The sequence below is a fragment of the Sandaracinobacteroides sp. A072 genome (assembly GCF_052616365.1).
This window is the reverse complement of sequence record NZ_JBQXGU010000001.1, coordinates 1,186,988-1,207,954: the sequence shown is the minus strand read 5'-3', so window position 1 is coordinate 1,207,954 and position 20,967 is coordinate 1,186,988. Positions and strand designations below refer to the sequence as shown.

At 62.9% G+C, this 20,967-nt stretch carries 21 protein-coding genes; 8 read left to right on the top strand and 13 right to left on the bottom strand.

The features are described from left to right. Positions 1-70 precede the first annotated feature (70 nt). From ntrC to dusB, 3 genes are read right to left on the bottom strand one after another with little or no spacing between them, the layout of a single operon-like run. Positions 71-1,567 (bottom strand): nitrogen regulation protein NR(I), encoded by a 1,497-nt coding sequence (ntrC, locus tag ACUJ46_RS05925; protein WP_445389490.1) that lies wholly within the window; start codon positions 1,565-1,567, stop codon positions 71-73. Continuing rightward, positions 1,567-2,685 (bottom strand): two-component system sensor histidine kinase NtrB, encoded by a 1,119-nt coding sequence (locus ACUJ46_RS05920; RefSeq protein ID WP_445389489.1) that lies wholly within the window; start codon positions 2,683-2,685, stop codon positions 1,567-1,569. The genes ntrC and ACUJ46_RS05920 overlap by 1 nt, the downstream gene beginning before the upstream one ends. Further along, on the bottom strand, positions 2,682-3,785 hold the full coding sequence (dusB, locus tag ACUJ46_RS05915; RefSeq protein WP_445389552.1) for a tRNA dihydrouridine synthase DusB: 1,104 nt from the start codon (positions 3,783-3,785) through the stop codon (positions 2,682-2,684). The genes ACUJ46_RS05920 and dusB overlap by 4 nt, the downstream gene beginning before the upstream one ends. Before the next feature lie 82 nt (positions 3,786-3,867). On the opposite strand from dusB, the gene ACUJ46_RS05910 reads away from it, so the two are divergent. Together ACUJ46_RS05910 and ACUJ46_RS05905 are read left to right on the top strand one after the other, a co-directional pair. Further along, entirely contained in the window at positions 3,868-5,118 is a 1,251-nt protein-coding gene (locus ACUJ46_RS05910; RefSeq protein WP_445389488.1) for a bifunctional 2-C-methyl-D-erythritol 4-phosphate cytidylyltransferase/2-C-methyl-D-erythritol 2,4-cyclodiphosphate synthase, read from the top strand. Between the two features lie 26 nt (positions 5,119-5,144). Beyond that, positions 5,145-5,639, top strand: a complete 495-nt coding sequence (locus ACUJ46_RS05905; RefSeq protein WP_445389487.1) for a CinA family protein — start codon at positions 5,145-5,147, stop codon at positions 5,637-5,639. Positions 5,640-5,837: 198 nt separating this feature from the next. Here ACUJ46_RS05905 and ACUJ46_RS05900 read toward each other — a convergent pair whose 3' ends face one another. The 3 genes from ACUJ46_RS05900 to ACUJ46_RS05890 all read right to left on the bottom strand — a co-directional run bounded on the left by ACUJ46_RS05900 (position 5,838) and on the right by ACUJ46_RS05890 (position 8,027). Continuing rightward, positions 5,838-6,293: a type II toxin-antitoxin system RatA family toxin gene (locus ACUJ46_RS05900; RefSeq protein ID WP_445389486.1), complete on the bottom strand. Its 456-nt coding sequence runs from the start codon at positions 6,291-6,293 to the stop codon at positions 5,838-5,840. Further along, positions 6,280-7,203, bottom strand: a complete 924-nt coding sequence (gene lipA / locus ACUJ46_RS05895; protein WP_445389551.1) for a lipoyl synthase — start codon at positions 7,201-7,203, stop codon at positions 6,280-6,282. The genes ACUJ46_RS05900 and lipA overlap by 14 nt, the downstream gene beginning before the upstream one ends. 152 nt (positions 7,204-7,355) lie before the next feature. Beyond that, entirely contained in the window at positions 7,356-8,027 is a 672-nt protein-coding gene (locus ACUJ46_RS05890; RefSeq protein WP_445389485.1) for a nitroreductase, read from the bottom strand. Positions 8,028-8,129: 102 nt separating this feature from the next. On the opposite strand from ACUJ46_RS05890, the gene pgsA reads away from it, so the two are divergent. The 3 genes from pgsA to ACUJ46_RS05875 are packed head-to-tail and all read left to right on the top strand — an operon-like array spanning position 8,130 to position 9,395. Then, positions 8,130-8,711, top strand: a complete 582-nt coding sequence (gene pgsA / locus ACUJ46_RS05885) for a CDP-diacylglycerol--glycerol-3-phosphate 3-phosphatidyltransferase (protein WP_445389550.1) — start codon at positions 8,130-8,132, stop codon at positions 8,709-8,711. Then, positions 8,708-8,962 carry a molybdopterin converting factor subunit 1 gene (gene moaD / locus ACUJ46_RS05880; protein ID WP_445389484.1) on the top strand — a complete coding sequence of 85 codons (255 nt, stop codon included), beginning with the start codon at positions 8,708-8,710 and terminating at the stop codon, positions 8,960-8,962. Before pgsA ends, moaD begins: the two co-directional genes overlap by 4 nt. A 4-nt stretch (positions 8,963-8,966) precedes the next feature. After that, entirely contained in the window at positions 8,967-9,395 is a 429-nt protein-coding gene (locus ACUJ46_RS05875; protein ID WP_445389483.1) for a molybdenum cofactor biosynthesis protein MoaE, read from the top strand. A 211-nt stretch (positions 9,396-9,606) separates the two neighbouring features. Here the strand turns inward: ACUJ46_RS05875 and ACUJ46_RS05870 are convergent, their stop codons facing one another. After that, complete coding sequence (locus tag ACUJ46_RS05870; RefSeq protein ID WP_445389482.1) at positions 9,607-10,581, bottom strand: NADPH:quinone oxidoreductase family protein; 975 nt, start codon at positions 10,579-10,581, stop codon at positions 9,607-9,609. Positions 10,582-10,636: 55 nt separating this feature from the next. On the opposite strand from ACUJ46_RS05870, the gene ACUJ46_RS05865 reads away from it, so the two are divergent. After that, positions 10,637-11,671: a 2-dehydropantoate 2-reductase gene (locus tag ACUJ46_RS05865; protein ID WP_445389481.1), complete on the top strand. Its 1,035-nt coding sequence runs from the start codon at positions 10,637-10,639 to the stop codon at positions 11,669-11,671. On the opposite strand, the gene ACUJ46_RS05860 is transcribed toward ACUJ46_RS05865, so the two are convergent. Both ACUJ46_RS05860 and ACUJ46_RS05855 read right to left on the bottom strand, forming a co-directional pair. Beyond that, positions 11,635-12,561 carry a LysR substrate-binding domain-containing protein gene (locus ACUJ46_RS05860; protein WP_445389480.1) on the bottom strand — a complete coding sequence of 309 codons (927 nt, stop codon included), beginning with the start codon at positions 12,559-12,561 and terminating at the stop codon, positions 11,635-11,637. The two genes, ACUJ46_RS05865 and ACUJ46_RS05860, sit on opposite strands and share 37 nt — an antisense overlap. Before the next feature lie 63 nt (positions 12,562-12,624). Next, positions 12,625-13,374, bottom strand: coding sequence for a sulfite exporter TauE/SafE family protein (locus ACUJ46_RS05855; protein WP_445389479.1), 750 nt, complete (start codon positions 13,372-13,374; stop codon positions 12,625-12,627). Between the two features lie 206 nt (positions 13,375-13,580). Here ACUJ46_RS05855 and epsC point away from each other — a divergent pair, with 206 nt between their 5' ends. Continuing rightward, positions 13,581-14,276, top strand: a complete 696-nt coding sequence (gene epsC, locus ACUJ46_RS05850) for a serine O-acetyltransferase EpsC (protein WP_445389478.1) — start codon at positions 13,581-13,583, stop codon at positions 14,274-14,276. Then, a complete protein-coding gene (locus tag ACUJ46_RS05845; protein ID WP_445389549.1) occupies positions 14,273-14,608 on the top strand; it encodes a DUF2794 domain-containing protein in 336 nt (111 codons plus the stop codon). Before epsC ends, ACUJ46_RS05845 begins: the two co-directional genes overlap by 4 nt. A 79-nt stretch (positions 14,609-14,687) precedes the next feature. On the opposite strand, the gene ACUJ46_RS05840 is transcribed toward ACUJ46_RS05845, so the two are convergent. The 4 genes from ACUJ46_RS05840 to ACUJ46_RS05825 all read right to left on the bottom strand — a co-directional run bounded on the left by ACUJ46_RS05840 (position 14,688) and on the right by ACUJ46_RS05825 (position 20,950). Next, positions 14,688-15,647, bottom strand: a complete 960-nt coding sequence (locus ACUJ46_RS05840; RefSeq protein ID WP_445389477.1) for an NAD(P)H-dependent flavin oxidoreductase — start codon at positions 15,645-15,647, stop codon at positions 14,688-14,690. Between the two features lies 1 nt (position 15,648). Beyond that, complete coding sequence (locus ACUJ46_RS05835; protein ID WP_445389476.1) at positions 15,649-17,823, bottom strand: 3-hydroxyacyl-CoA dehydrogenase NAD-binding domain-containing protein; 2,175 nt, start codon at positions 17,821-17,823, stop codon at positions 15,649-15,651. Between the two features lie 46 nt (positions 17,824-17,869). Next, positions 17,870-19,081, bottom strand: a complete 1,212-nt coding sequence (locus tag ACUJ46_RS05830) for an acetyl-CoA C-acetyltransferase (protein ID WP_445389475.1) — start codon at positions 19,079-19,081, stop codon at positions 17,870-17,872. Between the two features lie 72 nt (positions 19,082-19,153). Continuing rightward, entirely contained in the window at positions 19,154-20,950 is a 1,797-nt protein-coding gene (locus tag ACUJ46_RS05825) for an acyl-CoA dehydrogenase C-terminal domain-containing protein (protein ID WP_445389474.1), read from the bottom strand. Positions 20,951-20,967: the final 17 nt, after the last annotated feature.

Genomic DNA, 20,967 nt, shown 5'->3' with positions numbered 1-20,967 from the left:
CAAAATTCCGTGGCAAAAGGAACACAGTATGGCACCAAAGCGTGGCGAACGGGCGACTCCCCATCGCCGCTCAGGCGCGGCCGCGTCCCGTATCCGCCTCCACACCCCGATCCGTCAGTTTCTTGCGCAAGGTGTTGCGGTTGAGCCCCAGAAGCTTCGCCGCCTTCAGCTGGTTTCCCCGGGTCAGGATCATGGCTGCCTCAAGCAGGGGGCGCTCGAATTCTTCCAGCAGCCTGTCATAAAGACCGTCATCGGGCATGGTATCCACCTGGACAAGATGGCGCTGCATCCATTGGCCGACAAGCGCCTCAAAACTGCCAGCAAGCATGTCGCCGTGCGCTGCAGGCCCCGTGCCGTCCGCAGGCAGGCTGCCCTGCCCACCAGCATCGTCCACGCGCGCAATCCACAGTTCGGCGACTGCGGCGCTCACCACCTCGTCACGCGCAAGGGCCGCAAGGCGGCGCATGGCATTTTCGAGCTCGCGGACATTGCCGGGCCAGGGCTGCTCCTTGAGCCAGGCGATGGCGCCAGGATCCAGGCTCTTGCGCGGCAGGCCTTCGGCTGCGGCCCGTTCCAGAAAATGGCGCGCAAGTTCGGGTATGTCCTCCCGCCGCGCCCGCAGCGGCGGAAGCCTGACGGGAACGACATTCAGGCGGTAATAAAGGTCTTCGCGAAACTGGCCCGCATCGATCAGCCGTCGCAGATCCTTGTGCGTGGCGGCAACGATGCGAACATCGGCCTTCTGCGATCGGGTTCCGCCGACGGTCGTGAACTCACCCGACTGCAGCACACGCAGAAGGCGGGTTTGCGCATCCATGGGCATGTCGCCGATTTCATCAAGGAACAGGGTTCCGCCCTGCGCCTGTTCGAACCGGCCGGTGGACCGGGTGGCGGCGCCCGTAAACGCGCCGCGTTCATGGCCGAACAGCTCGCTTTCAATGAGTTCGCGCGGAATGGCGGCCATGTTGATGGCAACGAACGGGCCTGAACGGCGAGGCCCCAGGTCATGCAGCGCACGGGCTACCAGTTCCTTGCCGGTGCCGCTTTCTCCCAACACCATGACTGTCAGGTCCGTCGGCACGACGCGGGCAATCGTCCGGTAGACATCCTGCATCGCAGATGATCGGCCGATCATCGGCAGGGCCTCGCCCTGCCCCGGCGCCTCGGGCGCGGGCGCATCCACCCTAAGACCTTCAATCGCACTCTGAACTGTCTTCGTCAGCTCATTGAGATCAAACGGCTTTGGAAGATAATCAAAGGCACCTTTCTCAGTCGCGCGAACGGCCGTCGAAAGCGTGTTCTGGGCGCTCATCACGATCACGGGCAGGCCGGGGCGGCGCGCCGTGATGGCCGGGATGAGATCGAGCCCGTTGGCATCGGGGAGAAGAACATCGGTGATGAGCACATCGCCGACCCCCTCTTCGATCAGCTTCCAGAGGCCGGCCGCACTGTCCGTGGCGCGAACGAGGTGGCCCGCACGCATAAGCGCCTGACGAACAACGGTGCGGATGCCCGCGTCATCATCGACAACAAGAATTGTTGCCGGGATCTCTGCAGGACCGATCATCATTCCTCCGCTGCAAGTGGCAGCAGCACGCGCATGATCGTGCGCCCATCCTGCCGGTCATATTCAACAACGCCACCATGATCGCCAATGATCTTCGCAACCAGTGCAAGCCCCAGCCCGGTGCCGCCCTCGCGCGCGCTGACAAAGGGGTCGAACAGATGGTCCACGATCCCCGGTGGTGCGCCAGGGCCTTCATCGATCACGCACACTTCAAGCGGAAGCGAAACACGGGCACCGCTGCCGGAAGAACGGACGCGAAGACCATGCCTGAATGCAGTCGTTAACGTTATGACTCCATTGTTTTTAGAAGCTTCAGACGCATTCTTCACAAGATTCAGAAAGGCCTGGACCAATGCGTCACGGTCGCAGGATATCGGCGGAAGGGAAGGATCGTAGCGCTCGCGGAACTGCACACCCTTTGCGAAACCAGTTTCTGAAATCTTTTTTACATGCCCAAGAATAGAATGGATATTTTCACGGGAAAAAATGCGTGGCCGCGTGTCCGTGAAGCCTTCCATACGGTCGATCAACGCCCGGATGCGGTCAACCTCCGACACGATGAGGCTCGTCAGTTCACGCCCCTCATCATCCGTGGAATCGGCCAGCAACTGCGCCGCTCCGCGTATGCCGGAAAGCGGGTTCTTGATTTCATGCGCCAGCATTGCGGCCACACCGACAGCCGAACGCGCCGCCCCCTGCTGCCCGACCTGGCGATCGACGATCGATGTCACGGCGCGCGGCTGGAAGCTGATTGCAAGCCAGCCCTCTCTGTCGGGAAGACGTCCGACGAGTATGTCGGCGCGAACGCGCCGCCCGCCCACAAACTCGATCATCAGATCATAGGCCGCAATGTCCGTACGACTCTCGACAGCATCCTGGACGAGGGCGCGCACCGGGCTGTCCTCGGGAAACAGAAGCTCCCAGCCCTTATCGCTGAGCTGGGCCTGGCTGATATTGAGAAAGGTTTCCGCAGCACTGTTCGCGAGCGCAACACTGCCATCAGGGGCAAGGAGCAGCATCGGCGCCGGCAAGGCGTTCCAGACGTCGGCGGGATGCGGCAGGCCTGCTTCCCGGGGCGCACTCCCGGATGCACTGCCAATAGCAGCCCCTTTCGTCATGCAGCCGCCGGAAGATTGCCAGCTTCCCGATCGATATGCTGATCCTCATGCTGATCCTCATGATGATCCTCGATCCGGTCGATCTGGGCATCGTAGAAATCCCGGACCATGCGCACGACCTGCCCGGCATCGGCAATCTGGTTAACCTTATTCCGGAATTCAGCAGAGCCGCGCAAGCCCTTGGTATACCACCCAAGATGCTTCCGCGCGATTCCAACGCCTGACTGGCCGCCATAAAGGTCGAGCATGTCCTCATAATGGGCAAGCACGATGTCACGCTGGCTCGGCAGATCGGGCGCGGAAACGGCGCCCCCGCCAGCCAGATCCGCCATCACCTGCGCAAGGAGCCATGGCTTGCCATAGGCGCCGCGCCCTACCATCACGCCATCAGCACCTGAATGCCGAAGGGCCTCACGGGCATCTTCCGGGCTGCAGATGTCACCATTGACAATGACCGGCAGGGACACGGCCGCCTTGACCTTCGATACGAAAGTCCAGTCCGCAGTGCCTGAATAGAGCTGGTTCCGGGTGCGCCCATGAACCGTGATCATCCTGACACCAAGGTCTTCGGCGATACGCGCAAGCTCAGGCGCGTTGAGACTGGAATGGCACCAGCCCATGCGCATTTTCAGCGTAACAGGAACGGAAACAGCTTTCACTGTTTCCTCAATAATCTGAGACGCCAACTTCAAATCCCGCATGAGATGCGAGCCGGCGTGTCCGTTAACCACTTTCTTGACCGGGCAGCCCATATTGATGTCGATGATGGCAGCGCCCCGCTGCTCGTTGAGGCGTGCGGCTTCCGCCATCACGCGCGGTTCGCACCCGGCAAGCTGCATCGAGACAGGCTCTTCGCAAGGATCCCATTCGGCCTTCTGCAGGGATTGCCGTGTTTCCCGGACCATGGCTTCGGACGCAATCATTTCCGTCACCGTCAGTCCGCAGCCGAAATGCTTGACCAGCTTTCGAAACGGCCTGTCCGTCACGCCTGTCATGGGCGCCAGGATCACCGGAGAGTCGATGCGGACGGGCCCGATCTGGATCGGACCGACCGGGGCCGGGTCAGAATGCGAACCAGGCTGATTAGAAGTATGTTGCATCATTGGATTGCCTAAAAAAGAGGCACGGACATAGGAGATCCGCCCCTTTTCGGCAAGGGCAAGAGCGACTATGGGCACCCCCATGACTGCGCCCAACACTGCCCGCACCAAAGCGGACACTGGCACTGCAGCCGCATGCACTGCGGCCATTGTCGTCGCGGCTGGCAAGGGTGTTCGCGCGGGCGGCGGGCTGCCGAAGCAGTATCGATTGCTCGCAGGCAAGCCGGTACTGCGTCACGCCGTGGAGGCAATGTGCGGGCATCCCGGCATCGGCCCGGTGCTGGTCGTGGTTGCCGAAGGCGAGGAAGAGCACGCAAACGCGATACTGCAGGGCCTCGATGTCGCCATCTGCATTGGCGGCGACACCCGCCAGCAATCGGTGCTGCGCGGCCTGGAGCAACTGGAAAGGCTGGAAGCGGACGGGCCTGTGCCAGCCAATGTCCTTGTCCATGATGCTGCAAGGCCGCTCGTGCCTGCCGACATGATCGACCGTGTCATCGCGGCCCTGTCCGTGGCCCCCGGCGCCTGCCCCGCCATGCCGGTGGTGGACAGCCTGCGCCGCGGCGAAAGCGTCATCGAGCAGGAGGTCGCGCGCGATGGCCTGTGGCGGGTGCAGACACCCCAGGGCTTTCATTTCAAACCCCTGATTACGGCACACAGGGCAGCTGCCGAAGGCGCGACGGATGACGCCGAAATCCTGCGGCGCGCCGGCCATGCGGTGCGGATTGTGGAAGGGGACGAGCGCGCCATGAAACTGACCCTACCGGGTGACTTCGACAGTGCCGGCCGCTTCCTTGACTGGGACATGGTGACGGGCACAGGCTATGATGTGCACCGCTTTGGGCCTGGCGATCATGTCTGGTTGTGCGGCGTGCAAATCCCGCACGATCACGGGCTTATCGGTCACAGCGATGCCGATGTGGCGTTGCACGCCCTGACGGACGCGATATTGGGCGCACTTGGCGCCGGCGACATCGGCACACATTTCCCGCCCTCGGATCCGCAATGGAAGGGAGCGCGTTCTGGCCAGTTTCTTGCGCATGCCGCCGGGCTCGTTTCAGCCGCTGGCGGGCGGATCATTCACTGCGACATCACACTCATCTGCGAAGCGCCCAGGATCGGCCCGCACCGGCCAGCCATGCTTGCCGAGCTGGAACGACTGCTAGAGGCGCATCAGCCAAGGCTCAGTGTCAAGGCCACCACGACCGAGCGCCTGGGTTTCACGGGGCGGAAGGAAGGAATGGCCGCACAGGCATGTGCGACGCTGAGGCTTCCTGCCCTGCCGCCGCCAACGCCGGTGCGCCCGTACAGGGGCGACGGAACCAGCGCGTGAACCAGACGATGAAAGGGAGCGGGCCAATGGGCTTCGACACCGAACTGACGGAACTCGCGCAACGCGTGGTCGTGGAAAACCGCGCCGCCGGACGTCGCATAACGACGGCCGAAAGCTGCACCGGCGGCCTTGTCTCGGCGGCGCTGACCGAAATAGCCGGCGCGTCCGATGTGATGGACCGCGCCTTTGTCGTTTATTCCAACGAAGCCAAAATAGAGATGCTGGGGGTTTCGGAAGACATACTGGCGACACTGGGCGCCGTATCCGAAGCAACTGCCTGGGCAATGGCGGAGGGCGCGCTTGCGCGCAGCGACGCCGATGTGTCCGTGGCCATATCCGGCGTTGCAGGCCCCTCCGGAGGGTCTGACAAAAAACCCGTTGGAACAGTGGTTTTTGCGCGCGCTCTCAAAGATAGTGGAAAGGAACCAGTCGTCGCCGACACGCATCATTTCGGCGATCTTGGCCGTTCCGAAATCCGTCGGCAAGCAGCCCTCGTCGCCCTGAGACTCCTTCTTCCCTGAGCCATGGGTTCACATTTGCATTAACTATTTTACAAAACTCGCAAATGATTGAAAAACCTACAAATTAACTTTTTGATCGCACAATTTGCGCCAATTCTTTTCTTTATTATAAATCAATCTAAATCAGTAATTTACCACAGATTATTCAATAATTAATAAGCCCAAAGCAGGGCAAGGATGCCCTTGGCATGCATGCGTTCAGCCTTCTGCAACTGCGTCGCGCGCACCATATAACCTGATCGCCCGGGCCTCGAAACTGGCGACCATTCTCTTGAAGGCTTCATGGAAGAATGCGCCTGCAAGCTTTTCAAAAAGCTTGGATCTGAATTCGAAATCCACGGAAAATTCAACCCGCGTCCCGCCACTCTCATGCGGGAAAAAATGCCAGTCGTTGCGCAGATGCTTCAGCGGGCCGGAAACATAATCCACGTCGATGTGAGACGGACGCGATAGCCCGACCCTGCTGGTAAAGGTCTCACGCAAGCTTTTGAATCCGACGGACATGTCGGCAATCATAAGGTCCGCCCTGCTCTCGCGTACACGCACGGCCGCAACCCAGGGCAGAAACTCCGGGTATCGGCGGACATCGGCAACCAGATCGAACATCTCTTCCGGCGTCCAGGGCAGGACGCGGGTTTCGCTATGACGCGGCAAGACCCTCGCCCTTCCCCTCCTGCGAGCGGCCATGCTGTGCGTCACGTGCGGCTTTCAGCTTCGCGAAATCCGCGCCGGCATGATAGCTCGATCGTGTGAGCGGGCTTGAAGCAACCAGCAGGAATCCCTTGGCACGCCCGATCGCGGCATAGCTCTGGAAGGTCGCCGGCTCCACGAACTCCACAAGCTTCGCATGGCGCGGCGTCGGCTGAAGATACTGGCCGATCGTCAGGAAATCGACATCGGCGGAGCGCATGTCGTCCATCACCTGGTGCATTTCGTGCCTCGTCTCGCCCAGCCCCACCATCAGGCCGGACTTGGTGAAAATCGTGGGATCGAGCTGCTTCACGCGATCGAGAAGGCGCAGCGAATGATAGTAGCGCGCGCCGGGCCGGATCGTCGGGTAGAGCCTCGGCACAGTCTCGAGATTGTGGTTGTAGACATCGGGCCGCGCATCGACGATGCGGGCAACGGCCTCATGCGCCTTGTTGCGGAAATCGGGTGTCAGAATCTCGATGGTGGTGCGCGGCGTGCGCTTGCGCAATTCGCCAATCACCTTCACGAACTGGCCGGCGCCGCCATCGGGCAGGTCGTCGCGATCGACGGAGGTGATCACGATATGCTCCAGCCCCAGCTCGGCCGCTGCTTCGGCGACATGGGCTGGCTCCAGCGGATCCACGGCATTGGGCATGCCGGTCTTCACATTGCAGAAGGCGCAGGCGCGCGTGCAGGTGTCGCCAAGGATCATCACCGTGGCATGCTTCTGCTGCCAGCACTCGCCAATGTTCGGGCAGGCCGCTTCCTCGCACACGGTGTTCAGCTTAAGCCGCCGCATCAGCTTGCGCGTTTCGGCATAGGCTGGCGAAGTCGGCGCACGCACGCGCAGCCACTCGGGCTTGCGGGCGCGCATCGCGCCCGCACTGTCGCCCACGGCGGGTGCAGCGGGGCGGTCTGAGGCGTTTCCGGTCATGGTGCCCGGCATAGACAAGTCCCTGCCGCCGGGCAATGCGCCCCGACGAGGCGACCAGCCGCGAAACGTCGCGGCTGGCCACTCCCTTGCTGTCAGATTCCGTGGAAGCTGGCAAAAGCCTCCAGCGGCTGCCGACGGGAGCGGAACTGGTTCGCCTTGTCGTCCGGGTCCGCATAGCCGATGGCCATGCCGGTGAAGAGCATGCGCTCGGCCGGAATATCGAGGAACTTCCCGATCGTCTCGGGGTAGATCGCCCAGCATTCCTGCGCACAGCTGTCCAGGCCTTCCTCGCGCAGCAGCAGCATCAGGGTCTGCAGATACATGCCAAGATCGGACCATTGCGGCGGGCCCATGGTGCGCGCCACCGTGCAGAACAGGGCGACAGGCGCCCCGAAGAACTGGAAGTTGCGCGCAAACCACATCCGGCGGGCCATCTTGTCCTCGCGCGGAATGCCGAGCGCCCCGTAGAGATCCTCGCCAACCTGGAAACGGTTGCTGGTGTAGGGCTCGTTCAGCACCTTTGGGTAGATGTCATATTCCGTCGGCTCGCCGGCGGGCTGCTCGGCGACGCGCTTTGCCATGATGGCCTTGAGCGCATCGAGCCGCTCACCGCCGACGACATCAATGTGCCAGGGCTGGATGTTGCCGCCCGATGGCGAGCGGGCGGCCATTTCGACAACACGGCGAATCACCGCCCCGTCGACAGGCTTGGGAAGAAACCCGCGAACGGAACGGCGGCTGTCTACGGCTTCACTGACATTCATCTCTTGTCCATGCCTCTTTATACTGAAGGTGGAAGGGCGATCTTGCGGCCCGATGCCGACGTGGTTGTTCGTGGCCTTCCGATTGCCTAAGGAAAGCCCATGCTGTCCAGCCTCCCCAATCTGCTGACGCTCAGTCGCATACTGGCCGTCCCGCTGTTCGTGGTGCTGATGTGGAATGCGGGCTGGGTGGGCTACACCCTTGCCTTCATCCTCTACTGCATCGCCGGCCTGACCGATTACCTCGATGGTTATCTCGCGCGGGCCAAGGGCACCGTGTCCAGGCTGGGCGTCTTCCTCGATCCGGTGGCGGACAAGATCATGGTCGCCGCGGTCATCGTGATGCTGATCCACAATGACCTCATCGCCGGCTGGCATGTCATTCCGGCGCTCGTCATCATCCTCAGGGAAATCACGGTGTCGGGCCTGCGCGAATTCCTCGCAACCGCCCGCATCTCGCTTCCCGTATCGCAGCTCGCCAAATGGAAGACGACCTTCCAGATGGTGTCCCTTGGCGCCCTCATCCTGGCGCCGGCCAGCAGCCACTGGTGGCCGGCCCTGCCCTCGCTTCCGGTCGGCATCGTCGCGCTCTGGGCCGCCGGCCTGCTCACGCTGGTGACCGGCTGGGATTATCTGCGCGTCGGGCTTCGCCACATGACGGATAGAAGTGCAGGCGAGCAGCAGTGACGGTCCGGCTTCTCTACTTCGCGTGGGTGCGCGAGCAGATCGGCAAGGCCAGCGAAGAGCTGACGCTTGAAGCACCGGCAACCCTTGCCGCGCTGATGGATCGCCTCGCCACCCTTGGCGAAGGTCACGCCCTTGCGCTTTCACGGCGCGACAGGCTGCGCGCGGCCATCAACAAGGATTTCGCGACGCCAGACAGTCTCGTGCAGCCGGGCGATGAAGTGGCCATCTTCCCACCCGTCACAGGCGGATGAAATCATGTTTACTATCAAGGTTCAGGAAGAAGACTTTGATATTAAATTGGAACATGGCGCCATTTCCACCCTTGGACCGCATGTTGGCGCTGTAGTCAGCTTCGTGGGTCAGGTGCGGGATGAGCCGCTGGAACTCGAACATTATCCTGGCATGGCTGAAAAGCAGATGGAAAGCATTCTTCAGGCAGCGCGTGAACGCTGGCCGCTGATTGGTGCGTGCGTCATACACCGTCATGGCAGTCTGAGTGTCGGCGACCAGATCGTTCTGGTGATTACTGCCAGCGAGCACAGGGCCGCCGCCTTCGAGGCCGCCAGCTTCCTGATGGACTGGCTCAAGACCAGCGCACCCTTCTGGAAGCGCACGCAAACCGGCTGGGTGGAAGCCAGGGACAGCGATGACAGGGCAGCAGAACGCTGGAACAGCGATCTATAAAATATTGAAGAATATGGTTAATTACCACAGTTAACCAATAATCGACAGTCGCCCGCCAGGGGTCCGCCCGTCGCCATTGCTGTCAACCGTTAACTATTTATTCTGTTTTCATAATCAGTGTCTTGGTGGTCGTACATAAGAAAAGGGGCGAGGCATTCCTGCCCCACCCCTCAAGCATCACTTTCGGTCTGCCGGTCAGATGGTCTGGCCGTCAGACGGTCAGGATCACCTTGCCCTTGGCCTTGCGGTCCATCAGCATGCGGATTGCCTCTGCCCCGCGCTCCAGTGGCAGATGGGCCGACACATGCGGTTTCAGCTTGCCTTCGGCATACCAGCGCATCACTTCCTGCATGTTCTCGGCATGAAGCTTCGGTTCCTGGGCTGTGAAGGCCCCCCAGAATACACCAACGATCGAAGCGCCCTTGATGAGCGGCAGGTTGAGCGGCAGCTTCGGGATCTCTCCGGCGGCAAAGCCGATGACGAGATAGCGGCCATTCCAGGCGATCGAGCGGAAGGCCGGTTCGGCATAGCGGTCCCCCACCGGATCATAGACGACATCGACGCCCTTGCCGCCGGTCAGCTCCTTCACGCGCTGCTTCAGGTCTTCCCTGTCGTAGTTGATCGTGGCGTCGGCGCCGTAGCTGCGGCAGAGTTCCAGCTTGTCTTCCGATGACGCCGCGGCGATCACGCGCGCGCCCATCACCTTGCCAAGCTCGACCGCCGTGAGGCCTACACCGCCTGCTGCCCCCAGTACGAGCATGGTTTCGCCCGGCTTCAGCTGCGCGCGCTGCTTCAGGGCATGGTGCGAGGTGCCATAGGTCATGGTGAAACCAGCCGCCACGTCGAACGGCATGTCCCCCACCATGGGGAGCACGCGGGCCTCGTTCGCGAGGAAATATTCCTGGAAGGCGCCGTTGCCGATCATGGCAATGACCTTGTCACCGGGCTTGTAGCGGGTCACGCCTTCGCCAACTGCATCGACGATGCCGGCTGCCTCGCCGCCCGGGGAAAAGGGCAGCGGCGGCTTGAACTGATACAGGTTCTGGATGATCAGAACGTCCGGGAAATTGACTCCGGCCGCCTTCATGGCGATCCGAACTTCGCCAGGGCCGGGTTCGGGAATGGGCAGATCCTTCACCACCAGTTTCTCTGGTGGCCCGTGCTCCACACAAACAAGCGCTTTCATGTCAGTCTCCCTCGGTGCATCTGGGGTGTAGCAGGAACAGCAAAGGGGAGGAACCATGGCAGGGGAACGCACAAAAATCGCAGTATTCGGGGCGGGCCTCATCGGCATCTACCTTGGCGGGCTGCTGGCGCGCAGCGCAGACGTCACCCTGATCGGCCGTGAAGCGATGCTCGCCCCTCTCGCGGATGGCCTTCGCGTGACCGATGCGGAGGGAATGGACGTCAGCGTTCCGGCATCCGCGCTCACATGCACGCCCAGCCCCGAAGGGCTTGCCGGCGCAGACCTCGTCCTCGTGACGGTGAAAAGCATGGCGACGCCAGAGGCTGCAGCCGCCATAGCGCGCCATGCGCCGGCGGATGCGCTCATCATCTCGCTGCAGAATGGCGTTTCCAATGCGGATGTCCTGCGGAGCGCCCTGCCCGCGCACCGCGTGCTGGCCGGCATGGTGCCCTTCAATGTCGCGCAGCGCGGACCTGCCCATTTTCATCGCGGCACGGGCGGCGGGCTGGTGGTGGAGGATTCAGCCGTCCTTGCCCCCTTCGAGCCGCTTTTCGAAGCCACCGGGGTTCCGATTGCAAAAAGTTCAGATATTGTTTCAATTCAATGGGGCAAATTGCTGATTAACTTGAATAATGCAATAAATGCACTTTCCGGCATCAGCCTCGCCAACGAACTTCGCCAGCGCGATTACCGTCGTGTCTGGGCCATGCAGATGGAAGAAGGGCTGAAGCTGTTGAAGGCCGCCGGGATCGAGCCCGCCGACGCAATCGCCATACCGGTGAAGCTCATGCCCCAGATCCTGCGCCTGCCCGACAGGCTCTACCGCTATGTCTCGGCCCTGTCAGGCGGCGGCAAGGTGCGGGTCGATCCGCATGCGCGCTCCTCCATGGCCGATGACCTGGCGCGCGGCCGCATAACCGAAATCGATTATCTGCAGGGCGAACTGGTCCGCCTTGCCCAGCGGCTCAATCGCAAGGCGCCGGCCAATGCCCGGATGGTGGAGCTTGTGCGCGCTGCCGAAAAGGGCGCGACCCCATGGGCCGCAGCCGACCTCTACCGGGATTTGCGTGACGCCGTCCGCGCCTCATAGGCTTTCCTGAGAGACTGGGCGAACAGCCGGTATTCATCCGCCCGCGGGCTGGATGGCCGCCAGGCAAGGGCGATGGTGCGGCGGGCATCAGGGCTTTCCAGCGGTCGCGTCTCGACATGGGTATTGCCCAGAATGCCGGCCTCTATCGCCATTTCCGGCAACAGGGTCATGCCGATCCGGTTTTCCACCATCTGCACCAGCGTATGCAGCGAGGTGCCCAGGACAGACTGGTCCGGCCTGAAGGTGGCGCGGCTGCAGGCAGCGAGCGCATGATCCTTCAGGCAGTGCCCATCCTCCAGCAGCAGCAGGCGGGATTCGTCGATCCACTCGGGCGCCACGGTGCTAGGTGGATCGGGCAGGTCCTGTTCGTGGAAGGCAAGGCGGATCGGGTCTTCGAAAAGAACCTCCGTCTCCACCTCGCCGCAATCATAGGGAAGCGCCAGCAGCAGGCAATCGAGCTGGCCATGGGCCAGCGCCTCGCAGGCCTGGCCGGACTGTTCCTCACGCAGGAAGAGTTTCAGTTCCGGCCATTCTGCGCGCAGCATCGGTAGGATGGACGGCAGAAGGAAAGGCGCGATGGTCGGTATGACGCCAAGCCGCAGATCGCCCGCAAGCGGCTTTCCCGCAGCGCGGGCCAGTTCCACGATTGCATCGGCTTCGGCCAGGAGCCGCCATGCGCGCTCGACGATGGCATCCCCCAGCGGCGTGAAGCGCACGACACGCCGGTTTCGCTCGACCAGCACGACACCCAGCAATGTCTCGAGTTCGCGCAGGCCCGCTGACAGGGTGGACTGGGTGACATGGCAGGCCTCGGCCGCCTTTCCGAAATGGCGGTGGCGCTGAAGGCTGACGAGATACTGGAGCTGCTTGATCGTGGGCAGGTAGATCATGCACAGGACTTAATCGTCAAAGGCGATCAATTCAATTTGATTTCAATGAAAAATCGATCATGCTCAAAGCAGTATGCGCGAAAATCCGTAAAGGCTGGTGGCCAGCAGAAGCAGCCCGACGAGGCGAACGAGAATTGCAGCCGGCAGATGCCTGGTGAGAAGCGCGCCGAAAGGCGATGCGATGACGGCCCCTATCAGCAGGCCGAGAACGGCCGTACCGAAACTTTTCCAGCCAAGCGTCATCAGGAAGGTGACCGAACTGGCGACGGCGACGAGAAATTCCGCCATGTTGACCGTGCCAACCACCTTGCGCGGCCATGCGCCCTGGATGATGAGATTGGGCGTGACGATCGGCCCCCAGCCACCGCCGCCTGCGGAATCGAGGAAGCCGCCCGCAAGGCCCAGCGGCTCGACGATGCGCGGTTCGCCATGGTGCGCATGATGGATGTGCCGGCGCAGCAGCAGCACCAGCCCAAGCCCCCCCAGGTAGATCTGGATGAGAAGCTTCGCCATCTCGACCGGCAGGCCGACCACGAGATAGGCGCCGGCAATGGCACCGATCACGCCGGGGATGGCAAGCCGCCAGAAAAGCCGCCAGTCGACATTGCCGGCAAGGGCGTGGCTCAGCCCGGAAATGGGCGCGGTCACGACCTTCACGGCGTGAATGCCAGCCGAAGCGCTGGCCGGCGGCACGCCGGTGGCGATCAGGACCGATGAGGAAATGATCCCGAAGCCGCCCCCGAGCGCGCCATCGATCAGCTGCGCCACAAAGCCGACAGCGACAAAGGTGAGAAGGATCAACTCGAGGTCCATGGACCACTGCTTGCGCGCCGCTGCGGCGGCGCGCAAGATAGTTGCCCTGCGCCCGCTGCAATTCCGGCTATGGGCCAGCTTTCGGCCATGATCGCACGCACCCATGCCCCCCGGAAAGCGACCGGCCTGCCGGCTTTGGCAGGGCCACTGGCGGCGCGAGGCACAAAGCATTATGTTGCCGTCTTTGGTTCCATGAAGGCGATGGGATGCTGAAAGCCCTTGGCAGCTATCTTTCCAGCATCCGCGCGCGCGATCCTGCGCCGCGGTCCCGCTGGGAAATCCTCACCTACCCCGGCGTCTGGGCCGTGGGTTTCCACCGCATTGCCCATGCGCTCTACCGGGCGGATCTATTTCTGCCGGCCCGCATGGTGAACCATCTGAGCCGTTTCCTGACGGCCATTGACATCCACCCGGGCGCCACGATCGGGCGCAATCTCTTCATCGACCATGGCTTCGTGGTGATCGGGGAGACATCGACCATCGGCGACAATGTCACCATCTATCAGGGCGCCACGCTGGGCGGAACGAACCCGACGACCGGAATCGGCGGCAAGCGCCACCCGACCATCGGCGACAATGTCATCGTCTCGCTCAATGCCGCCATTCTTGGCCCCATCCATGTCGGCGAAGGCGCGAAGATTGGCGCAAGTGCTGTTGTCACGAAGGATGTGCCGCCCGGCGCCACCATGGTCGGCATTCCAGCCAAGCCGGTGCCAGTGCTGGTGAAGGAAGAACCGGCCTTCGTCCCCTATGGCACGCCCTGCAGCGAGAAGTTCGACCCTGTGAGCCAGCGCTACGAGCTTCTGAAATGCGAACTCGAGACGCTGCGCGCACGGCTCGATGCCATGGCCCAGGAAGAACAGACGGCACGCAAGGCTGGAAAGGCTGGCGACGCCGCCTGATGAGCGTAACGCCCTTGTTTCCGGCGCCACCGGTCCAGATAGTCTTCGACCGCCTGGAGCTGGACAGGATCATGCAGCTTTACGGCCGCATGGTCGCAGCCGGCCTGTGGCGGGATTATGCACTCGACCTCGGGCGGGATCGCGCCGTCTTCTCCGCCTTCCGCCGGTCAAGCGAACGGCCCGAATGCAGGGTGGTGAAGGAGCCGGCGCTCAGGAACCGTCAGGGCCAATATGCCCTCATCGGCGAAGCCGGCCAGACGCTGAAACGCGGCAACGAGCTTGAAGCCGTGCTGGCGCCCGCCTTTCGCAGGCTGCTGAAACTGGCTGACTGAGCAGGCGTCAAAAAAGGCAGGGCGCGGATCAATCCGCGCCCTGCCTCAATCTTCCTGTTCGCCCTGTCAGACGATGCTGTCAGACGATGTAACGGTTCATGCCCCGGATCACCTCTTCCGCTTCGGCAAGCGTGCGGCGGATGATTTCGGCCGAAGGCAGAACTTCGCGCACGGCGCCCCCGCCCTGACCGGCTGCAAGGCACATGGTTTCAGGGTCGACATTGTCCACCACGCCCGCGATCGGGCCAAGGCGGTTCAGCTGCGCCGATTCCAGCGCCTGATGCGGGAAGGGCTTGGCTTCCCTGGTCAGATATTCATCGGTCGTCTTGTTACGGATGGCGCGCAGCGTCTTGCCGGTGAAGCCACGCGAGATGACGGTCGCGCTCTCGTCCATCTGCACGATGGCGTCCTTATAGGCCTGGCCCGCATGGGCTTCGGTCGAGGCAATGAAGCGAGTGCCCATCCACACGCCCTGGCAGCCCATGGCAAGCGCCGAGGCAAGGCCACGGCCGTCGAAAAGGCCGCCGGCCGCCACAACCGGGATCTTCACCGCATCCACGACCTGCGGCCACAGCGCGACGGAAGCAACGGCGCCGGTGTGGCCGCCACCTTCGGTTCCCTGCGCGATCACGGCATCGCAACCGGCCTGCTCGGCCTTGCGGGCGTGGTCCACCTTGCCGATCACGGCCATGACCAGAAGGCCCGCATCCTTCAACTTCTTCACGATCGGATAGGGCACGCCAAGGCCGGCGATGAAGGCCTTGGCGCCACCGGCGATGATGACATCGACGGCTGCCGTCAGGCTTTCGGGATCAGCTGCCAGAAGGTCAACGCCAAAGGGCTTGTCCGTGAGCGAGCGGACCTGCGCCATCTGCGCCTCGATCATCTTCGGCGGCACACCCGCCATGCCAAGGGAACCGAACCCCCCGCCATTGGAAACGGCCGCGACCACCTCGGCATAGGAGACGCCGCCCATGCCGGCCAGCATGATCGGATGATCGACCCCAAGAAGGTCGCAAAGGGGGGTTCGGATACTCATGTCAGGCTACCTTTCGTGCTGCGTTGCCATAGAAAGTCTCACCGCGCGCAGCCATGTCGCGCAGCATTTGCGGGGGCAGGAAACGCTCGCCATGGCCGCTGGCCAGACGGTCCAGCGTCTCGACGACATGGGCAAGGCCGGCCGTGTCCATCGCGCTGAACGGACCGCCCGTGTGCGGTGCGAAGCCCCAGCCGAAGATCGCGCCGAGATCCCCGTCCTGCGGAGTCTCGAGCACGCCTTCGGCAAAGCAGCGGGCACATTCCACCAGCTGCCTGTAGAGAAGGCGTTCCTTGAGGGCGGCCGGGTCCGGCTGGTTCGTGGCCAGCGGGAAATGGGCCGAAAGTTCGGGCCAGAGATGCTTCTGCGACCCATCCTGCGGATAGGCGTAGAAGCCCTTGCCGTTCTTGCGGCCGTAGCGGCCCAGATCCATCATTGTTTCGATGACCTTCTCGCCCGGACCGGGCTTGTAGGCATCGCCGAGATCCTTCTTCGTCTGCTGCGCCACCTTGTAGCCAAGGTCGAGCCCGACCTCGTCGTTCACGGCCAGCGGACCGACGGGCATGCCCATCTGGCGGGCCACATTCTCGATTGCCGCCGGCGCCACGCCCTCTTCGAGCAGGGCGAGCCCTTCCTGCACGAAGGTGCCGAAGCAGCGGCTGGTATAGAAGCCGCGGCTGTCGTTCACCACGATCGGGGTCTTGCGGATCTGGGCGACATAATCGAGCGCCTTGGCAATGGCTTGCGGCCCGGTCTTCTTGCCCACGATGATTTCGACCAGCGGCATCTTCTCCACGGGCGAGAAGAAGTGGATGCCGATGAAATTATCGGGCTTCGTCCAGGCTTCGGCCAGCCCCGTGATCGGAAGGGTCGAGGTGTTGGAGCCGAAGATGGTGTCGGCTCCAACGACGGCTTCCGTCTTCTTCGTGACATCGGCCTTGATCTCGCGGCTCTCGAATACCGCCTCGATGATGAGGTCGCAGCCCGCAAGGTCGGCATAATCGGTCGTCGGCTTGATGCGGTCGAGGATGGCGGCGGCCTTCGTCTCGTCCATCCGCTTCTTCTTCAAGCGGTCAGCCGTATAGGCCTTGCCCTTCTCGGCTGCTTCCATGCTGGTGTCGAGAAGGACCACCTCGATCCCGGCCTGTGCCGAAACCATGGCGATGCCGGCGCCCATCAGGCCTGCGCCCAGCATGCCCAGTTTCTTCGTGGGGCTGGCGGGCACGCCCTGGGGACGGCGCGCACCCTTTTCGGCCGCCTGCTTGGAAACGAACAGCGTGCGGATCATGTTGCCGGCCTGCGGATCAGCCGCCACCTTGGCGAAATATTTCGCTTCGAGCCGGGTCGCCCTGTCCATCGGCAGCTGCGATCCCTCGTAAACTGCCGAAAGGATCGCCTTGATCTGGTTCATGTTCCCCATGGTCTGGCGATGCGCCATGGCGGTGGCGCCCATGAAGGTCTGGGCAAAGGCCGGGTTCATGTGGCCAACCCCGCCGGGGAAACGGAACGTCTTTTCGTCCCATGGCTGCACATGCTTGCCGGGGTTTGCCTTCACCCAGGCCCTGGCGGTTTCCAGCACCTCTCCGGCAGGCACGACGGCCTGAACCACGCCAAGGCCCAGCGCTTCCTGCGGGCTCATGTTCTTGCCCTGCAGCAGGAACATCAGCGCCGGCTGCACGCCCATCAGGCGCGGCAGGCGCTGCGTGCCCCCTGCGCCGGGCAGCAGGCCTACGAGCACTTCGGGAAGGCCCAGCGTGATCTTCGGATTGTCGGCCACGACACGGTAATGGCAGGCCAAAACGATTTCGAGGCCGCCGCCCAGCGCCAGACCGTTGACAGCAGCGGCCACGGGCTTGCCGCAGGTTTCAAGGCTGCGCAGCAGCAGGTTGAGCCCGCAGACGGCATCATAGATCTGTGCCTCGCGCGACTTTCCGTCCCCGCCGGCAGCGGCCGAAAAGTTCATGCCCTTCAGGTCCGCCCCGGCGACAAAGCCGGAAGACTTGGCCGAGGCGAGGACGGCGCCCTTGACGGCGGGGTCGGTCTTCAGCCGCTCGACGGCGGCGGCAAGGTCGCGGGTCACGGCCTCGTTGATGACATTCATCGACAGGCCTGGGCAATCGATGGTGAGGGTCAGGATGCCGTCTGCATCGAGATCCTGGCGAATGGCTTGTTCGGTCATGTGTCTCTCCAGAAGTCAGGTAACGGGATGGCCGGTCGCTGGCGGATCAGATCCGCTCGATCACCGTCGCCGTTCCCATTCCGGCCCCCACGCACAGCGTCACCAGCGCCGTCTCTTTGCCCGTGCGCTCCAGTTCATCGAGCGCGGTGCCAAGGATCATGCCGCCGGTTGCACCCAGCGGGTGCCCCATGGCGATCGCGCCGCCGTTCACGTTCATCTTCTCGTGCGGGATGCCGAGATGCTTCATCATCCTGAGCACCACCGACGCAAAGGCTTCGTTCAGTTCAAAGAGGTCGATGTCTGCCACCGTCATGCCCAGCCGCTTCAGCAGCTTTTCCGTCACCAGCGCCGGCCCGGTCAGCATGATAAGCGGCTCCGAGCCGATGGAGGCCATGCCCTTGATGCGGGCGCGCGGCTTCAGGCCATATTTCTCGCCGATGGCCTTGCTGCCAACAAGAACGGCGGAAGCGCCATCGACGATGCCCGAACTGTTTCCGGCATGGTGCACATGGTTCAACCGCTCGACCTGCGGGTATTTCAGCTTCGCGATCTCGTCGAAGCCCGGCATCTGCTCGCCAAGGGCAAGGAAGCTGGGCGCCAGACTGGCAAGAGACTGCATGTCCGTCTGCGGGCGCATATGCTCGTCATGGTCGAGCACGACTTCTCCGATCACGTCCCGCACGGGAATGATGGACTTCGCGAAACGGCCTTCCTTCCAGGCGGTTGCGGCGCGCTTCTGCGATTCCACCGCATAGGCGTCCACATCCTCGCGCGAGAAGCCGTCGAGCGTCGCGATGAGGTCGGCGCCAATGCCCTGGGGCGCGAAATAGGTCTTGAAGGCGACCGACGGGTCCATCATCCAGGCGCCGCCATCCGAGCCCATGGGCACGCGGCTCATGCTTTCGACACCGCCGCCGATGGCGAATTCCGCTTCGCCGGCGATGACCTTGGCGGCAGCCATGTTCACGGCTTCGAGGCCTGAAGCGCAGAAGCGGTTGACCTGCACGCCGGCCGTCGTTTCGGAATAGTCTGCATTGAGCACGGCGACGCGGGCAATGTCGGCGCCCTGCTCGCCCACCGGTCCGACACAGCCGAGGATCACGTCATCGACGTCGCTGGTGTCGATGCCGCTCCTGTCCCGGATCGCCTGCAGCATCTGGGTTGCAAGCTGGATCGGCGGAATCTCGTGCAGCTTGCCGTCCTTGCGCCCCTTTCCTCGCGGGGTGCGTACGGCATCATAGATATAGGCCTCGGCCATGTGTCTCTCCCTTGCAAACGGGTGTCGGATGCCAGCCTGTTCCGCAAGCTGGCACAAGTTTCAGAAACGCGGTCAGAATGCGTCGGCGGGCATCGCCATGAGGGTTTCGGAACCAGCCTCAACCTGCGCGGCAAGCATATGGGCCGCCGGCATCTGCCGTTCGAAGAAATGTTTTGCCGTCAGCAGCTTGGCTTCAAGGAAGAGGGTGTCAGCATCGCCATCGTCGAGCTGGCGGCGGGCGACATCCGCCATCTTCAGCCACAGCATGCCAAGGGCGTTGATGGCCATCAGGCGCAGATAGGCAGTGGCGCCGGCGCCTGCATTGTCTGGGTTGGCCATGGCGTTCTGCATCAGCCACATGGTGGCCGCCTCAAGCTTCGCCTTGCCGCCGGCAAGCGTTTCGGCATGGGCGGCCAGATGGGTCTTGCCGCGTGCGTCGGCGATGGCTGCATCCAGTTCGCCCAGGAACGCCCTGAGGCCTCGGCCGCCATTCTGCATCAGCTTGCGCCCCACGAGGTCGAGCGCCTGAACGCCGTTCGTGCCTTCATAGATCATGGCGATGCGGGCATCGCGCACGAACTGCTCCATGCCCCATTCGGCGATATAGCCATGGCCCCCGAACACCTGCTGGGCATTGGTTGCATGGGCATAGCCCTCGTCTGTCAGATAGGCCTTGATCACAGGAGTCAGCAGAGACAGGAGATCGTCGGCCTTCTCGCGCTCTTCGGCGCTCTCCGCCTTGTGCGACAAGTCCGCCTGCAGCGCCGCCCACAGGGCCAGTGCGCGGCCACCCTCGTTGAAGGCGCGCGCATCCATCAGCATGCGCCGCACATCCGGGTGCACAAGAATCGGATCGGCCTTGGCCTCCGGGTTCTTCGTCCCGGTCAGCGCCCTGCCCTGCACCCGGTCACGGGCATAGGCCACGGCATTCTGATAGGCCACTTCCGACTGACCAAGCCCCTGCACGCCAACTCCAAGACGGGCGACGTTCATCATGACGAACATGGCCTTCAGGCCCTTCATCTCCTCGCCCACGAGATAGCCGGTCGCGCCATCATAGTTCATGACGCAGGTGGCGTTGCCGTGAATGCCCATCTTGTGCTCGATCGAGCCGCAGGAAAGGCTGTTGCGCGCGCCGGGCGTGCCATCCGGGTTCAGGATGAACTTGGGTACGATGAACAGCGAAATGCCCTTCACGCTGTCCGGCGCGTCCGGCGTCTTGGCGAGCACGAGGTGAATGATGTTCTCGGCCAGGTCATGTTCGCCCGACGAGATGAAGATCTTGGTGCCGCTCACTTTCCAGCTGCCGTCGGGCTGCGGCTCGGCACGGGTGCGGATGAGGCCGAGATCGGTGCCCGCGTGCGGCTCGGTCAGGTTCATCGTTCCTGTCCAGCGGCCGGAGATCATGTTGGGCAGATAGGTGGCCTTCTGCGCGTCGGAGCCGGCGACGTTGATCGCGCTGACAGCGCCCTGCGTGAGGCCCGGATACATGGAGAAGGCCATGTTGGCGGCCGTCTGGAATTCCTCCAGAGCGCTGCCGAGCACATGGGGAAGCCCCTGGCCGCCATATTCCTTCGGCGCCATCAACGTGCCCCAGCCGCCCTCGCGGAAGGCCGCATAGGCTTCACGAAAACCGGTGGGCGTGGTGACGCTGCCATCGGCATGGCGGGTGCAGCCTTCGCTGTCCCCCACGGCATTCAGCGGCGCGAGGACCGATTCGGCGAAGCGCCCCCCTTCTTCCAGAATGGCGCGCACCAAGTCGCGACCTGCATCCTCGAAGCCGGGAAGATGGCGGTGGCGGTCAAGCTCGAGCACATTCTCGAGCACGAAGAGAGCGTCCTTCACAGGTGCGCGGTAGGTTGCAGGCATCGGAAAATCCCTTTCCT

Coding starts and splice junctions, on each gene's coding strand:
- ntrC (WP_445389490.1), bottom strand. CDS start 1,567: ATGATCGGTCCTGCAGAGATCCCGGCAACAATTCTTGTTGTCGATGAT.
- ACUJ46_RS05920 (WP_445389489.1), bottom strand. CDS start 2,685: ATGACGAAAGGGGCTGCTATTGGCAGTGCATCCGGGAGTGCGCCCCGG.
- dusB (WP_445389552.1), bottom strand. CDS start 3,785: ATGCAACATACTTCTAATCAGCCTGGTTCGCATTCTGACCCGGCCCCG.
- ACUJ46_RS05910 (WP_445389488.1), top strand. CDS start 3,868: ATGACTGCGCCCAACACTGCCCGCACCAAAGCGGACACTGGCACTGCA.
- ACUJ46_RS05905 (WP_445389487.1), top strand. CDS start 5,145: ATGGGCTTCGACACCGAACTGACGGAACTCGCGCAACGCGTGGTCGTG.
- lipA (WP_445389551.1), bottom strand. CDS start 7,203: ATGCGCGCCCGCAAGCCCGAGTGGCTGCGCGTGCGTGCGCCGACTTCG.
- ACUJ46_RS05890 (WP_445389485.1), bottom strand. CDS start 8,027: ATGAATGTCAGTGAAGCCGTAGACAGCCGCCGTTCCGTTCGCGGGTTT.
- ACUJ46_RS05875 (WP_445389483.1), top strand. CDS start 8,967: ATGTTTACTATCAAGGTTCAGGAAGAAGACTTTGATATTAAATTGGAA.
- ACUJ46_RS05870 (WP_445389482.1), bottom strand. CDS start 10,581: ATGAAAGCGCTTGTTTGTGTGGAGCACGGGCCACCAGAGAAACTGGTG.
- ACUJ46_RS05865 (WP_445389481.1), top strand. CDS start 10,637: ATGGCAGGGGAACGCACAAAAATCGCAGTATTCGGGGCGGGCCTCATC.
- ACUJ46_RS05860 (WP_445389480.1), bottom strand. CDS start 12,561: ATGATCTACCTGCCCACGATCAAGCAGCTCCAGTATCTCGTCAGCCTT.
- ACUJ46_RS05855 (WP_445389479.1), bottom strand. CDS start 13,374: ATGGACCTCGAGTTGATCCTTCTCACCTTTGTCGCTGTCGGCTTTGTG.
- epsC (WP_445389478.1), top strand. CDS start 13,581: ATGCTGAAAGCCCTTGGCAGCTATCTTTCCAGCATCCGCGCGCGCGAT.
- ACUJ46_RS05840 (WP_445389477.1), bottom strand. CDS start 15,647: ATGAGTATCCGAACCCCCCTTTGCGACCTTCTTGGGGTCGATCATCCG.
- ACUJ46_RS05835 (WP_445389476.1), bottom strand. CDS start 17,823: ATGACCGAACAAGCCATTCGCCAGGATCTCGATGCAGACGGCATCCTG.
- ACUJ46_RS05830 (WP_445389475.1), bottom strand. CDS start 19,081: ATGGCCGAGGCCTATATCTATGATGCCGTACGCACCCCGCGAGGAAAG.
- ACUJ46_RS05825 (WP_445389474.1), bottom strand. CDS start 20,950: ATGCCTGCAACCTACCGCGCACCTGTGAAGGACGCTCTCTTCGTGCTC.